Genomic DNA, 14,000 nt, shown 5'->3' on the forward strand with positions numbered 1-14,000 from the left:
CCCTAGCCCTCCCCCGCAAGGGGGGAGGGAACGGCACCGTCGCGCCGGTTGATATCTCCCACGACACAGACAGTCGGCTCCCTCTCCCGCTTGCGGGGGAGGGTTGGGGTGGGGGTGTCGCCGCGAGTCATACTTTAGAGATGACGCAAGCCTGGCCCACCGTCGTCGTCGCCAAGCAGCACAACGCCATCCTGATCTACGCGCTCGACGATCTTGCCGTCCGCGCCGGCCTCTCAATCGGCCTGCCGCTCGCCAATGCCCGCGCGATCTGCCCCGAGCTGACGGTGTTTGACGCCGACGAGGTCGCCGACCGCAAGACGCTCGAAGACATCGCCGACTGGTGCGACCGCTTCACGCCCTTGGTGGCGCTCGATCCGCCGCATGGGCTCTATCTCGACATCACCGGTTGCGCCCATCTGTTCGGCGGCGAGCGCGCGCTGCTGCAGATCATGAGCGGCGCGCTGACCCGCCGCGGCTTTACTGTCAGCGCCGCGATCGCCTCCACCGCGATCTGCGCTCGCACCCTGACGCGGCACGCGCCGGGGAAAATCATTACCGATGGCGAGGAGGCCGCGGCCGTCGCTCCGCTGCCGGTATCCGCGCTCGGCGCTGATGATGCCATCACCGCCGGCCTGCGCCGCGCCGGCCTGAAAACCATCGGCGACGTCGCCTCGCGGGGTCGCCACGAAATCACGGCGCGGTTCGGCGCAGGTTTTACGACGCTGTTGGAGCAGGCGCTGGGGCAGGGCGATGCGCCGATCAGCCCGCGCAAACCGCTGCCGGACTATATCGTCGAGAAACGCTTTCCCGATCCTGTTACCACCGACACCGTGATCGCGATCAACCTGTCCGCACTCGCAGGCATGCTGATCACGGCGATGGACAAGCAGGGCAAAGGCGCGCGGCGGCTGGAAGCAAGTTTCTTCCGCACTGACGGCGCGGTGCGCACGATCTCGGTCGATACCGGACGTCCGGTGACAAGAGCTGATGTGATCGACCGTCTGTTCCGCGAGCGGCTCGATGCGCTCAATGATCCCCTCGATCCCGGCTTCGGCTTCGATCTGATCAGGTTGTCCGCCAGCCACACCGAGATCGTGGTGCAGCAGCAGCGCGATCTCGACGCCAACGTCCATGACAATGACGAGCTTTCCGCGCTGATCGACCGCATCGCCGCGCGCATCGGCGGAAAGCGTGTCGTCGTGCATCTGCCCGAGGATACCCACATCCCTGAGCGCGCCGTGCTGGCCGTGCCGGCGCAGCATCATCTGGCGGCGGCAACGCAGGCGGCATGGCCGGAGCGCATCGAAAGCGAGCCGCCGCTGCGTCCGTTGCGGCTGTTCGACAAGCCGGAGCCCATCAAAGTGCCGTTTGCAACCGTGCCCGACGGCCCGCCGCATCAATTCACCTGGCGGCGCGTCACCCATGCGGTGGTGCGGGTGGAGGGGCCCGAGCGCATCGCCATGGAATGGTGGAAGCAAAACGGCGATGGTCCGACGCGGGACTATTTCCGCATCGAGGATGAAGCGGGCTTGCGCTTCTGGATCTTTCGCGACGGGCTCTATGAAAGCGAACCGGCGGACGAGGAAGGCGAGCCCGCCTCGGTCAGATGGTTCGTGCATGGACTATTCGCATGAACGGCCCCGTGAACATTCCCGGCTATGCCGAAATCGGCATCACCACCAATTTCTCATTCCTGCGCGGCGGCTCCGATCCGCGCGCCTATGTGCATCAGGCAAGCGAACTCGGCATTCCCGCCATCGGCATCGCCGACCACAACACGCTGGCCGGCGTGGTGCGCGCCTACAAGGAACTCGATAATCCCGAGGTCCGCTACAAACCAAAACTCCTGATCGGCGCGCGTCTCGTCTTCATCGACGGCACGCCCGACATTCTGGTCTATCCGCGCGACCGGGCCGCTTACGGCCGGCTCTGCCAGTTGCTCACCCGCGGCAAGCGCGGCGACGACATCACGCGGATCGAGAAAGGCGAGTGCCATCTGAGGTTCGATGACCTGCTGGAATTCGCCGAAGGCCAGCTTCTGGTGCTGGCGCTGCCGCACCGCTTCGACGCCGCGGGCGCGCAGGAAATTCTACAGCGGTTGAAGGAGAGCCGCGCCGATGGCGTGTGGCTTGCCGCAAGCCTGCTCTACCGCGGCGACGACAAGCGCCGGCTGGCGCGGCTGAATCGTCTGGCGCTTGCGACAAAGGTGCCGCTGCTGGCGACCAATGAGGTACTGTACCACCATCCCGCCCGCCGCCCGTTGCAGGACGTACTCACCTGTATCAGAGAGAAGACCACCATCGACGCCATCGGTCGGCGTCTCGAGGCCAATGCCGAGCGCTACCTGAAACCGCCTCATGAAATGGCGCGGCTGTTTCGCGATCTTCCCGAGGCCGTCGCGGAAACCATGCGCTTTGCTTCTCGCATCAGCTTTTCGCTCGACCAGCTCAAATACCAGTATCCGGACGAGCCGGTGCCGCCGGGCAAGACCGCCCAGCAGCATCTCGAAGACCTGACCTGGGCCGGCGTCGACAAATATTTCGGCGGCGAGATCTCGGACACGCTGCGCGCCACCTTGCGCAAAGAGCTCGCGCTGATCGCCGAACTGAAATATGCGCATTATTTCCTGACCGTGCACGACATCGTCCATTACGCACGCAGCCAGAACATCCTGTGCCAGGGGCGGGGATCGGCGGCGAACTCGGCCGTTTGCTATGTGCTCGGCATCACCTCGGTCGATCCGACCAAGGTTGATCTGTTGTTCGAGCGCTTCATTTCCAAGGAGCGGCTGGAGCCGCCCGACATCGACGTCGATTTCGAGCATTCGCGGCGCGAAGAGGTGATGCAATATGTCTACCGCCGCTACGGCCGCCACCGCGCCGCGATCATCGCGACCGTCATCCATTATCGCCCGCGCAGCGCGATCCGCGATGTCGGCAAAGCGCTGGGGCTGACCGAGGACGTCACCGCAGCGCTCGCCGACACGGTGTGGGGAAGCTGGGGCAAGGGCCTCAATGAGATGCAGGTTCGCCAGGCCGGGCTGGACCCCCAGAATGCAATGGTCGAACTCGCGGTCGAGCTCGCCACCGAGCTGATCGAGTTTCCTCGCCATCTGTCGCAGCATGTCGGCGGCTATGTGCTGACGCAGGACCGGCTCGACACCTATGTCCCGATCGGCAACGCCGCAATGGACGACCGCACCTTCATCGAATGGGACAAGGACGACGTCGACGCGCTGAGCATGATGAAGGTCGACGTGCTGGCGCTGGGCATGCTGACCTGCATCCGCAAATGCTTTGACCTGATCGCCGACCACAAGGGCGAACGCTGGGAGCTCGCTACCGTCCCGCAGGATGAGAAGCCGGTTTACGACATGCTGTGCCGCGGTGAATCGCTCGGCGTGTTCCAGGTCGAGAGCCGCGCCCAGATGAACATGCTGCCGCGGCTGAAGCCGCGCACCTTCTACGATCTCGTCATTGAGGTCGCGATCGTGCGGCCCGGGCCGATCCAGGGCGACATGGTGCATCCATATCTGCGGCGGCGGAACGGCCAGGAAAAGGTGAGCTATCCGTCGCCGGCGCCCGAGCACGGTCCGCCTGATGAATTGTATCGCGTGCTGCACAAGACGCTCGGCGTGCCGCTATTTCAGGAACAGGCGATGCGGATCGCGATCGAGGCCGCCAGGTTCACATCCGAAGAGGCCAATGGCTTGCGCCGTTCGATGGCGACCTTCCGCAACCTCGGCACCATCGGCACGTACGAGACCAAGCTGATCGGCAACATGATCGCGCGCGGCTACGATCCCGAATTCGCCAAGGGCTGTTTCGACCAGATCAAGGGTTTTGGCAGTTACGGCTTTCCGGAAAGCCATGCCGCGAGCTTTGCCCAGCTCGTCTATATCTCGTCATGGCTGAAGCATTATCACCCAGATGCGTTCTGCTGCGGCCTGCTCAATTCGCAGCCGATGGGCTTCTATGCGCCCGCGCAGATCGTCGGCGACGCCCGCAAGACCGGCGTCGAGGTCCGCGAGATCGACGTGTCCTACAGCTTTGCGCAGAACACGCTGGAGGAGGGGAGCGGGAAGTATTGCGCGGTGCGGCTCGGCTTCCGCCAGATCGACGGCTTTAGCTGGGTTGATGAGGACGAGGAGCGGTTGAAGCAGAGCCAGTTGTCGTTCCGGAGGGGCTCATCGTCGTTCCGGGGCGTCGCGATAGCGACGAACCCGGAACCTCGAGATTCCGGGTCTGGTGCTAACGCACCATCCCGGAATGACGGCGGAGAAGCCGACTGGGCCGACCGCATCGTCGCCGCGCGCAAACGCCGTCCCTTTACTTCGCTGGAGGAGTTCGCCCGCGACACCGGCCTGCCGAAGCGCGCGCTGATCCTCTTGGCCGATGCCGATGCGTTTCGCTCCATCGGGCTTGACCGCCGCGCGGCACTCTGGGCGGTGCGGCGGCTGCCCGACGATGTTCCGCTGCCGCTGTTTCAGGCTGCTGTCGCCCGCGAGCAGCCCGACGAGAACGCAAAGCCATTGCCGGAGATGCCGCTGCCGGAGCAGGTGGTCGCCGATTATCAGACGGTGCGGCTATCGCTGAAGGGCCACCCGATGGAATTCTTGCGCGAGAGGTTCACCAAAGAGCGCGTCGTCCCCTGCAAGGACGTCAACCACAAAAACGACAAGCGCCGTATCAGTTGCGCCGGCGTGGTGCTGGTGCGGCAGCGCCCGGGCAGCGCCAAGGGCGTCGTCTTCATGACGCTCGAGGACGAAACCGGCATCGCCAATATCGTGGTGTGGCCCAAGGTGATGGAGCAGTACCGGAAAGAGGTGATGGGCGCCCGCCTCATCCTGGTCGAGGGCTATATCCAGAGCAGCCCGGAACACGTCACGCATCTGGTGGCACAGCGGATGTTCGACCGCTCCCACGACCTGATCGGACTCGCCAACGATGCACTGAGCCGCAAACATCCGGTGCCGGTGGGCCCTGCGCTGGTCGAGCCGCTCAACGACGACCGCCGCGACCACGCTGACACGCCCGCCCAAAAAATCCGCCACCCGCGCGACGTCCGCATCCTGCCGCCCTCACGGGATTTTCATTGATCTAACTGCGACGGTCGCCATCCATGGCAGCTCTGCCTTCAGGTGTGAAAGCCGACGCTGCTCTTTACGATGCACTCATCCTTGAGCTCTGCCGGCAGCGGCGAAGATCGCCTCAACGTTATCAGGCGCAAAAAATTCGGTCGGCGATATCGTGCCGGCGTTCATGCGCGCAAAGCCGTCCATGGCGGCCTGGTTGCCGTGAACCGCGCCAAGGATCTGTTGCAACTCCGGTGGCGGCGGCTCAAGCGTTGCGAGGTCGCAGGTGAAATCATACATCGCCCCAACTTCCGCGTCGCGGATGCGCTGATACTCACCCATCGCGCCCTCGAATGGCCGCGCGCCCGACAACGATTGGTCGATTGCCGTCGCGCAGAGTTCGGCATCCCGGAAGGCGTCGAGAATTCCCTGCGCCGTTATGAAGTCCCTGTTATAGCCGGCGTCGCCTACGAGCGCCCAGCCGGGGCCGTAAGGCTTGCGAAAATAGTTCGACACCGCCGCCCCGGCGAACGGTGCTTCGCGCGTTGCGTTACGCAGCCGCCCGGCAAAGTCTGGCGCCAGCTCGATTACTTTCAAATAATTGCCCTCGATATCCCTCTTGTTGTCCGCAAACTCCGCGTAAGGCCATCCGGCAATGACGAGCGTCAGGTCGTCATGGGTCGGCATCGCCGCAAATGCGCGCCTGTCGCGGACAAAGGTTTCAAAGCGGCCGTGGGTGGGCAGCCCTCTCCAATAGCTGTAATAGCCCACCAATAAAGGTGGCTTCTCGCGGTAATGCTCAGGGTGAACCGCCTCGCTCAGCATGGAGTGCCGGCCGTCAGCGCCCACGACAATTCCGGCATGCTCCGTAACGGCGCCGCCGTGCTTCGATCGACCCTTGATGCCGACGACGCGCTCTCCCTCGACAATGATTTCCTCGACGATGAATCCCTGACGGATCTCCGCACCGGATTCGGCGGCGCCGTCGACCAGCAATTTGTCGAGGATTGTCCGCCGCGGGCAGTAGGCAACAGCATCCTTGTCCGTGCCGGGGGCGCCGGCAATCGTGAAGGCGCCGAAGTCGAAGGAGTAGGTGTGGATCGGCGGGCATCCGGTCGCCACCAGCCGGTCGAGCAGCCCCCATCGCGCCAGCGCATTCACGGCGCGGGGATTCACAAGATGGGTTGAGACGGTGTCGCTCGGGAATGAAGCGCGGTCGACCGCCAGCACGCGGTACCCCTTGCGCGCCAGCAACATCGCTGTCGGCGAGCCGGCGCAGCGCGTGCCCACGACAATCACGTCGAATGCCTTGCCCATCGGAACCTCCTTGCAAAAGTTCTTCGTGCCGGTTCATGGCAGCCAGGCTGACTGATCGCGGTGCCGGACCCCCGGAACCGAGCGACTGGTCAGCTAACCACCTGGTCACGGACGGAAGGCGATCGGGGCTGGGCAGGTTGGAGGGGACGGGCCAACGCGCATCCCCTCGGGCGCGGCGCGGCGTGAGGGCAATCTAAAAAGTATGTGGCTTCTCACAATGATCCGCTGGTTCCAATCTACCAGTAGACCAATCCGGTGCGCGTCTTTCCGGCTCCACTTCTGGCAAATGTTGCTGCGAGCTTCTGCTTTTCGGCGCAATAGGCAGCCAGGGTTTCGTAGAGCCTGGCTTCCATGAATGGAACGTGTTCCCTGCTGGTGGATGCTGCGTCAGCGGTCGCTGATACCAGGGCACTAATCTGGCGTATCAGCAGATCGTCTGTCGATGGCTGCATAACTTTCTCCTTCGATGACGGTCCGACAAGATGATCCCTGATTTCGGTTTATTGCAAGTCGGCAGTGCCGGCTGCGTCAGATTGCTCGCGCCCTGTTGAGCTTCAGCGAGAAAGGGTGAGCCTGCGCATCTCCTGTAACCGGGCCCGGCAATATTCCCGGTAGAGTATGTCGATGATCATCCGCATGACCGACTCCACTGTCTGATCAGACGATCACGTTACGACGATATCGTTTCGGGAGTTCTTCGTCGGTCAAGAAAATGGTTTCGAGCGGGGCGCAGAATATTTCATGCGGTCCGCGAGCGGCGAAACAGCTTCACGGTGCGGTGACTGTTATGCATCGTATGCGTCGGATTGCTCCTTCGCGACCAGTCCCGGTGCATCAGGAAAACCTGGGCTCAATCCGGCTTGGGATCGCTCGTACGGTCGCTCTTGCCACCGTCCCCAAGATCGTCTTCCTGCTTGATCAGTGTCAGCAGCCTCAGCGTCAGGAACGTAAAAACGGCGATCATCACCGCGACGTCGTAGCTGCCGAGCCCGACTGAAACGCCGATCGCGCCGGTGGCCCACAGGCTTGCAGCCGTCGCGGTGCCCTGCACGGTCGTCCCATGTTTGAGGATCGCGCCGCCGCCGATGAAGCCGATGCCGGTGATCACGCCCTCGATCACCTTCGACATGCCGTCGGGTGAGTTCACCATGAGGTGTTCGCTGGCCTGGATAAATCCGCAGCTTGCCAGCGCCACCAGCGGGAAGGTCCGCAGGCCTGCGCTTCGCGCCCGCTTCTCGCGGTCCCAGCCGATCGGAACGGCCAGCGCGAAGGCCGCCGCCAGCGCCACAAAATGAACGCCTATCTGAAATCTGTCCAAAGCTTGCCCTCGTGAAACCAAAGCCCCACGCCGGCGATAGACGCACGCCCGCCACACGACGTAAGGCTTTAGCGGGCACCACGATGGAATTACGGCGCCGCGTTCTTCCCCAACGCTTCCGCCGCGGAAACGTTCATGATCGGCACGGCGCCGCTCGCACCATGGCCGGCCATTGCGTCAGGCGATACGCTCACGATGGCCGCCCCGGTCCGATAGCGCGGCAGGTGATTTTCCAGCGAGTAGAACACGCACAGCGCAAGGCTCGACCAAACCGCCAGGCTGAAATAAAGCGACATCCAGGCGATCTCTTCCTTCCACTCGGCAATGTCGTGCGTCACGACCCAGCGCGTGGTCACATCGCGCAGGCCCTCGCGGGGCGTCAGGCGCTTGTCGCCGTCGGCATCTCCGGTCCGCCAACGGTTCAGGTACATCGGGACGTCGATCGTCATCAGAAACGCCAGAAAGCCCGCAATGCCCGCGATGGCGACGGCGAGCACCACGCGAACCGCACCGTTGAATTCCGGAAGCAGGCGGCAAAGACCCACGCCGATGATAAAAAACGCAACCGCCCATAGCGAATTTTCGATGGCGTTGCCGAGATAGTTCCTGGTCAGCACCGCATACCATGACAGGCATTCCGCGATCAGGATCAGCGGAACGATCACCCACGCTGCATTCACGGTCGTTTCCGCGCCGGTCATGGTGCCGAGCTGGTGCAGGATGATCGCCCATTGCGCCACGAAGCAGATCTCGGCCACGGTCGCCACCGACCGTCCGACCATGACGCTCGACAGCCAGGTGTCGAACAGGCAGATCCGCTGCACGTCCGCGCGCGGCAGAAACGACCTGAAGGCGCAGCCAAAAACATATGCCGCGCAGAACAGCAGCATGATCCCGATGCCGGACGCGCCGCCGGCAATTCCGATCGGCTGGATGGGAAGCTCGCGATACAGCACGAACCAAACGGCGATATTGACGCCGCTCACCAGCGTCAACAGGCCCCACCACCAGGACACGGGATTTGACCAGGCCAGGGAACCTGACCGCGCCTGCCATTCCAAGCTCATTCGCCGCTCCGCTGTAATCGAACTGACATATGAATGTAATAATACATTCACATGTCGAAGCCAATCACGACAAGAGTAGGGCGGCGGGGTGCGGGGCTGGGACGGCGCTCCGGTGGCGAGGAGGGCCGGAAGGCCGCAGACGGGCCTGCATCCTTCGAGACGCGGCGAAGACGCCGCTCCTCAGGATGAGGTTCTAAGGTGGTGCTGGGCGTAAGATTTGATGCGCGGTTGAGCTGTTTCACCTCATGGTGAGGAGGCGCGTAAGCGCCGTCTCTGGACGATGCTTCGCATCGCCAGGAGAACCACGAGGCCACGGTGGTGGCCACATCGCGACGCGAAGCCGCAGATTCTCAGGCCAGAAATTTTACGCCATAGGTCTTGCCCCGGCGCCAAACCACTTCGCACGACTGGCGTGTCGTATGTTCGGGCACCAGCGCCAACTGAAAGCTGTCTCTGACATCGAACGCAGCATCGGTCGCGATCTTGGCGCCGCCCGGCGAGACATCCAGGACGACGCATTCAATCTTCGTCATCCCGTTGTCGATCGTCACCCATGTCGGCCGTTTGCGCAGCTCGCGTCGCGGTTCGCGCTGCACTTTTGTCCTTTGCTCGTCGACAATCATCCTGCCCATCCGTCGTTGGACCCAGCCGGCTGGGTCTTCGAAACAGGCCGTCAGAATGAAGGTAACCTCGTAAAGTTCCCTTAGTCTATCGATTCAAATTTACTCGTTTTGCTTTGCGAGTTGTAAGCTGAGCGCCCGCAGTCCTGCTGCAGGGGCGGCGAAGGGTACGGGTGGATAGAGCGCACCGAAACCTGCCGCCCAGTCCATGATAGGTATCGCTCGCTCCACCCACCTGCGCATTGCCAGACCTCATCCTGAGGAGGCGCCAACGGGTCCGCGCGAAGCGCGGCCCGATGACAGGCTCCGCGCCGTCTCGAAAGGATGAATGGCACCAGCCGGGGCCACATGGTTCTCCCGGCGATGCGGAGCATCGTCCGGTGACGGCGCTAACGCGCCTCCTCACCATGAGGGTCTGATGTCTGCTACACAACTGCTCGATCCCTAGAAATTCACCCGTTCCGAAATCGCGCCGTCGACGACGAGATTGGAGCCCGTGGTGAACGACGACGCCGGGCTCGCCAGGAACACCGCCGCGTTCGCAATCTCTTGCGGCGTGGCCATGCGGCCGGTCGGGTTGCGCGCGAGCGTGTCCTCGTATCGTTGGGGCGTGTTCTGCTCGACCATGTTCCAGATGCCGCCCTTGAAGTAGACCGTGCCCGGCGACACCACGTTGACGCGGATTTTCTTGGGCGCATATTGCCGCGCCAGCCCCTTGGCCATGTGGATCAGCGCCGCCTTGATCGGGCCGTACGAGCTGGCGCTGCTCGCCTGTGCCGCCGAAACCGACGAGATGATGACGAAGGCCGCGTCGCCGCTCCTCTCGCCGCCGGCTTCGAGGAAGGGACGCGCCGCCTCGAACGCGTTGACGGCGCCGAGCACATCAAGCCGGAAATTCTGCTCCCACGAGGCGGCATCGGCACCTTGCGCCATCGCGCCGGCATTGGAAAACAGCATGTCGAGGCTGCCGAGGTTCTGCGCGACATCAGCGATCCACGACTTCAATGCGGTGGCGTCGGTGATATCGACGGCCGCGCCAGCCGCCTTCACGCCCATCGCCTTCAACGCGCTGACCGTGCTGGCGACCTGATCGGCGTTGCGCGCGCAGACCGCGACGCCGGCGCCTTCCGCGGCAAGTGTCGTGGCAATCGCCCGTCCGATGCCGCGCGTGCCGCCCAGTACGACGGCGTTTCTTCCCTTCAAACCCAGATCCATCTTGTTGTCCTTATGTAGTCCCGCCGCATTGTAGCGGTCATGACGGTTGTGACGAAAGCTCAAATCGCCAACGCTTTGCCGTCATTGCGAGCGCAGCGAAGCAATCCATCTATCCCCGTGCTGAACTATGGATTGCTTCGCTGCGCTCGCAATGACGATAGTGCTTCGCAGCCCGGATGGAGCCAACGGGTCGCGCGAACGCGCGCCCGATGACAGGCTCCGCGTAATCCGGGTCAGAGGCTCCTGCTTGGCAAGACCGTCCCGGATTTCGCTCAGGCGCCATCCGGGCTACGATTGCTCGGGATGTTGGACAGGACGTCAGGAAAGTGAAAGGCCGATGCAAAGCCCCCGCGAAATTCTTTCCGATATCTGGACCTCTACCGGGGGCGAGGCTTCCGCGCTCGACGCGGTCACGCTGTCCGGCGACGAGCCGCAACTGCCGTCCTCGTTTCGCGTCGCGGCCGCCGCACAGGTCAGCGTCGCCGCGAGCGCGCTCGCCGCGGCCGAGATCTGGAAAATGCGCAGCGGCGAGGCGCAGCAGGTCGCGGTCGATATGCGCCATGCCGTGGTCGAATGCCGGAGCGAGCGTTATCTGCGCGTCGACGGCAAGCCGGCGCCGCCTGCCTGGGACGCGATCGCCGGTATCTACAAAACCCGCGACAACAGGTTCGTGCGCCTCCACACCAACTTCCCGCATCACCGCGACGCGGTCTGCAAGGTGCTGAACTGCAAGCCCGATCGCGACGAGGTGCAGGCCGCGCTGATGCAACGGGACGGCGAGGCCTTCGAGACCGCAGCCTATGCCGGCGGCTGTGTCGTCGCGTTGATGCGCTCGCATGACGAATGGTCGGCGCTGCCGCACGCCAGGGCGCTTGCCGGATTGCCGCTGATCTCGATCACGAAGATCGGCGAGGCGCCGCCAAAGCCGTGGCCTGAGGGCGATCGGCCGCTCGCAGGGATTCGCGTGCTCGATTTGTCGCGCGTCATCGCCGGCCCCGTCGCGGGGCGTACGCTCGCCGCGCACGGCGCCGACGTGCTGCTGATTTCCGGCCCCGATCTGCCGGTGATTCCTTGGCTCACCATCGACACCGGGCGCGGCAAGCTGACCACCTTCGTCGAACTCAAGACTGAGCAGGGCAGGGCGGTGTTGCGGAAGCTGCTGGCGCAGGCGGATATTTTCTCGCAGGGCTATCGGCCGCGCGCCATCGCCAGTCTCGGCTTCTCGCCGGAGGAAGCCGCGCGCATCAATCCCGGTATCATCTACGTCACGCTGTCGGCCTATGGTGCCGCAGGTCCCTGGGCCGCGCGGCGCGGCTTCGACTCGCTGGTGCAGACCGCCACCGGATTCAACCATGCCGAGGGGCAGGCCGCCGGCGTCGACGGACCGAAGGAATTGCCGGCGCAGATGCTCGACCATGCTACCGGCTACTTCATGGCGTTCGGCGCCATGATGGCCAAGGTGCGCCAGGCGCGTGAAGGCGGAAGCTGGCACGTCCAGGTGTCGCTGGCGCAGACCGGACGCTGGCTGTGGAATCTCGGCCCGGACCGCCGATGGACTGAACACCCTTGATCTTGCGGGGGAGGCGGTGATGCCCTTTATCGAGGAGATTCCGTCCGGCTTTGGTGCGCTGCGCTCGGTCAGGCATTCGGCGATCTTGTCGAAAACCCCAGCATTTTGGGCCCGTCCGGCCATGCCGCTCGGCAGTCACGCGCCGCAATGGCTGCGGCCGGCGTAGATTTTTTGCCGGGCTCCGGTCGTCATCCCTGTGACGCTGCCGGGGCTGATCTCGGTTCTCGCGCGACGCGCGGTGAGGCGTGTGGGCGCGTGCCCATGTTTCCTGCCCACTCGGTTTGTGGTTGACGCGATCCTGCGGCGGTCCCTTGATGTCGGCAGGGACAACCCGCAGGAGCAAGCCGTGCGGATCGAGGAAAGCCAGGGATCTACAGGCCAATCGAACGGCCACACGCAGCCGGCGAAGTCGGCGCCCAAATCGCCGCCGACCGCCGAGCAAATACTCGGAGAAATCCGTGACTATTGCCGTCAGACGCAGACCGCTGAATCGACCTTCGGGCGGCTGGTGGTCAACGACGGCAAGCTGGTGTCGCGGCTGCGCGACGGCGCCAGGATCACGACCGGCACCCTCGACAAGGTCCGCGCGTATCTGTCCGAGCACAGGCCCGCTTCGACCGCAGCGGCCGGCGAAGCGTCGCCGTCAGCCAAACCGTTGAATGACGCGGCCGCCGCCAACGCCGTCGCGCCACCAGGCTTCCGATTCTTCGACAACCGCCAGAAATACCTGCTGTTCGTCTCGACCTGCAGCGAGAAGTCCGAGGTCGGTAACCGCATTTCGCTTGAGCTCGGCAATCTGCAGCCGGCGCCGCCGGCGCTTCGCATCTTCGACGCCGGGGTCGGCGACGGCACCGTGCTGTCACGCGTGATGCGGGCGGTGCATGCGCGATTTCCTACCATGCCGCTCTACGTGGTGGCGAAAGAGATCAGCTACGAAGACGTCCGCCTGATGCTGGAGAAGATGGCGGACCGCCTGTTCGAGCATCCCGCCACCGTGCTGGTCGTGACTAACCTGTATTACGGCGAGGCGCCGTGGCTGACGCCGCGCTCGGTGACATCGGCGCAGGGCCTGATCTGGAAGGATGTCACGCTGACCGGCAACACTGCGCACGGCTTTGCCGAGCAGATCGGCGAGCTCGAAGGGTTCCTGGCCGAGCACTGGCGCGCAGGCATCAGCCCGACCACGGGCAATCCGGTCTACCAGCGCCCGGTCATCCTGACGCTGCGGCGCGAGGATCATTCGTTCCTGCTCGATCCGATCATGCCGCGGCCCGGCCGGGTGATGGCCGACTATGATCTCGTCATCGCTTCGCAGCCTTACCGGGCGCGGGCGAGCGTCGAGTTCAAGGCTTCGAAAGTGGTGACGCCGCTGGTCAAATCGCTGCGGCCAGGCGGACGGCTGATCGGCATCCATTCGCACGGAAGGGATCCCGGCATCGAGATCATCGATCAGGTCTGGCCGGGCGACGATCCCTTCAAGACCGACCGTTACGCGATCCTGCGCCAGGTCAAGCACGAGCTTGGCGCGGCGGCGCGGCACTACAGTTTCAATGCGTCCTCCGACGCGCGCTCGATCTTCCGCTACCACATGCACACGCTGCCGGACGAAGTCAGCGGACCGATCGGGACATCGACGCTGTTCGCGGCCTGGAACGCCGCGATCTACGTCGCGCAGATCGAGGATAACAGGTTGTCGGAAGTGGTTCGTGACGGCCGTTACCTCGAAGCCACCGACCGCGTGCTGAGGAAGCATGGCGGCCTGTGGTTCAACGACGAAACCTACGTGATCTCGCGCCGCCGCGCGCCGGCTTGACCTTGG

Annotated in this window: 9 protein-coding genes and 1 pseudogene; 4 read left to right on the forward strand and 6 right to left on the reverse strand. The window is 64.0% G+C overall.

Translation table 11 applies throughout. The annotated features are described in order from the left end of the window. Positions 1–140: 140 nt before the first annotated feature. Entirely contained in the window at positions 141–1,634 is a 1,494-nt protein-coding gene (locus GWE18_RS00005; protein WP_275183773.1) for a DNA polymerase Y family protein, read from the forward strand. Continuing rightward, entirely contained in the window at positions 1,631–5,098 is a 3,468-nt protein-coding gene (locus GWE18_RS00010; RefSeq protein ID WP_275183774.1) for an error-prone DNA polymerase, read from the forward strand. Before GWE18_RS00005 ends, GWE18_RS00010 begins: the two co-directional genes overlap by 4 nt. A gap of 75 nt (positions 5,099–5,173) precedes the next feature. On the opposite strand, the gene GWE18_RS00015 is transcribed toward GWE18_RS00010, so the two are convergent. The 6 genes from GWE18_RS00015 to GWE18_RS00040 all read right to left on the reverse strand — a co-directional run bounded on the left by GWE18_RS00015 (position 5,174) and on the right by GWE18_RS00040 (position 10,611). Then, on the reverse strand, positions 5,174–6,391 hold the full coding sequence (locus GWE18_RS00015) for an NAD(P)/FAD-dependent oxidoreductase (protein WP_275183775.1): 1,218 nt from the start codon (positions 6,389–6,391) through the stop codon (positions 5,174–5,176). 236 nt (positions 6,392–6,627) lie between these two features. After that, entirely contained in the window at positions 6,628–6,843 is a 216-nt protein-coding gene (locus GWE18_RS00020; RefSeq protein WP_275183776.1) for a hypothetical protein, read from the reverse strand. Between the two features lie 398 nt (positions 6,844–7,241). After that, complete coding sequence (locus tag GWE18_RS00025) at positions 7,242–7,709, reverse strand: MgtC/SapB family protein (protein ID WP_275183777.1); 468 nt, start codon at positions 7,707–7,709, stop codon at positions 7,242–7,244. A gap of 89 nt (positions 7,710–7,798) precedes the next feature. Next, entirely contained in the window at positions 7,799–8,776 is a 978-nt protein-coding gene (locus GWE18_RS00030; RefSeq protein WP_275183778.1) for a hypothetical protein, read from the reverse strand. Positions 8,777–9,126: 350 nt separating this feature from the next. Beyond that, the gene (locus tag GWE18_RS00035; RefSeq protein ID WP_275183779.1) at positions 9,127–9,399 is read right to left on the reverse strand and encodes a PilZ domain-containing protein; all 273 of its coding nucleotides are present in this window, start codon (positions 9,397–9,399) and stop codon (positions 9,127–9,129) included. A 441-nt stretch (positions 9,400–9,840) separates the two neighbouring features. Next, positions 9,841–10,611: an SDR family oxidoreductase gene (locus tag GWE18_RS00040; protein WP_275183780.1), complete on the reverse strand. Its 771-nt coding sequence runs from the start codon at positions 10,609–10,611 to the stop codon at positions 9,841–9,843. Between the two features lie 337 nt (positions 10,612–10,948). Here GWE18_RS00040 and GWE18_RS00045 point away from each other — a divergent pair. Together GWE18_RS00045 and GWE18_RS00050 are read left to right on the forward strand one after the other, a co-directional pair. Next, positions 10,949–12,347: pseudogene (locus GWE18_RS00045) on the forward strand (CoA transferase). A gap of 276 nt (positions 12,348–12,623) precedes the next feature. Further along, complete coding sequence (locus tag GWE18_RS00050) at positions 12,624–13,994, forward strand: hypothetical protein (RefSeq protein ID WP_275184628.1); 1,371 nt, start codon at positions 12,624–12,626, stop codon at positions 13,992–13,994. Positions 13,995–14,000: the final 6 nt, after the last annotated feature.

This window comes from Bradyrhizobium sp. CSA112, assembly GCF_029051645.1.
Taxonomy (GTDB): Bacteria; Pseudomonadota; Alphaproteobacteria; order Rhizobiales; family Xanthobacteraceae; genus Bradyrhizobium.

Excerpts from the sequence above, each read along its gene's own strand:
- GWE18_RS00020 (WP_275183776.1), bottom strand. The coding sequence starts at position 6,843 with ATGCAGCCATCGACAGACGATCTGCTGATACGCCAGATTAGTGCCCTG.
- GWE18_RS00005 (WP_275183773.1), top strand. The coding sequence starts at position 141 with ATGACGCAAGCCTGGCCCACCGTCGTCGTCGCCAAGCAGCACAACGCC.
- GWE18_RS00035 (WP_275183779.1), bottom strand. The coding sequence starts at position 9,399 with ATGATTGTCGACGAGCAAAGGACAAAAGTGCAGCGCGAACCGCGACGC.
- GWE18_RS00030 (WP_275183778.1), bottom strand. The coding sequence starts at position 8,776 with ATGAGCTTGGAATGGCAGGCGCGGTCAGGTTCCCTGGCCTGGTCAAAT.
- GWE18_RS00015 (WP_275183775.1), bottom strand. The coding sequence starts at position 6,391 with ATGGGCAAGGCATTCGACGTGATTGTCGTGGGCACGCGCTGCGCCGGC.
- GWE18_RS00010 (WP_275183774.1), top strand. The coding sequence starts at position 1,631 with ATGAACGGCCCCGTGAACATTCCCGGCTATGCCGAAATCGGCATCACC.
- GWE18_RS00040 (WP_275183780.1), bottom strand. The coding sequence starts at position 10,611 with ATGGATCTGGGTTTGAAGGGAAGAAACGCCGTCGTACTGGGCGGCACG.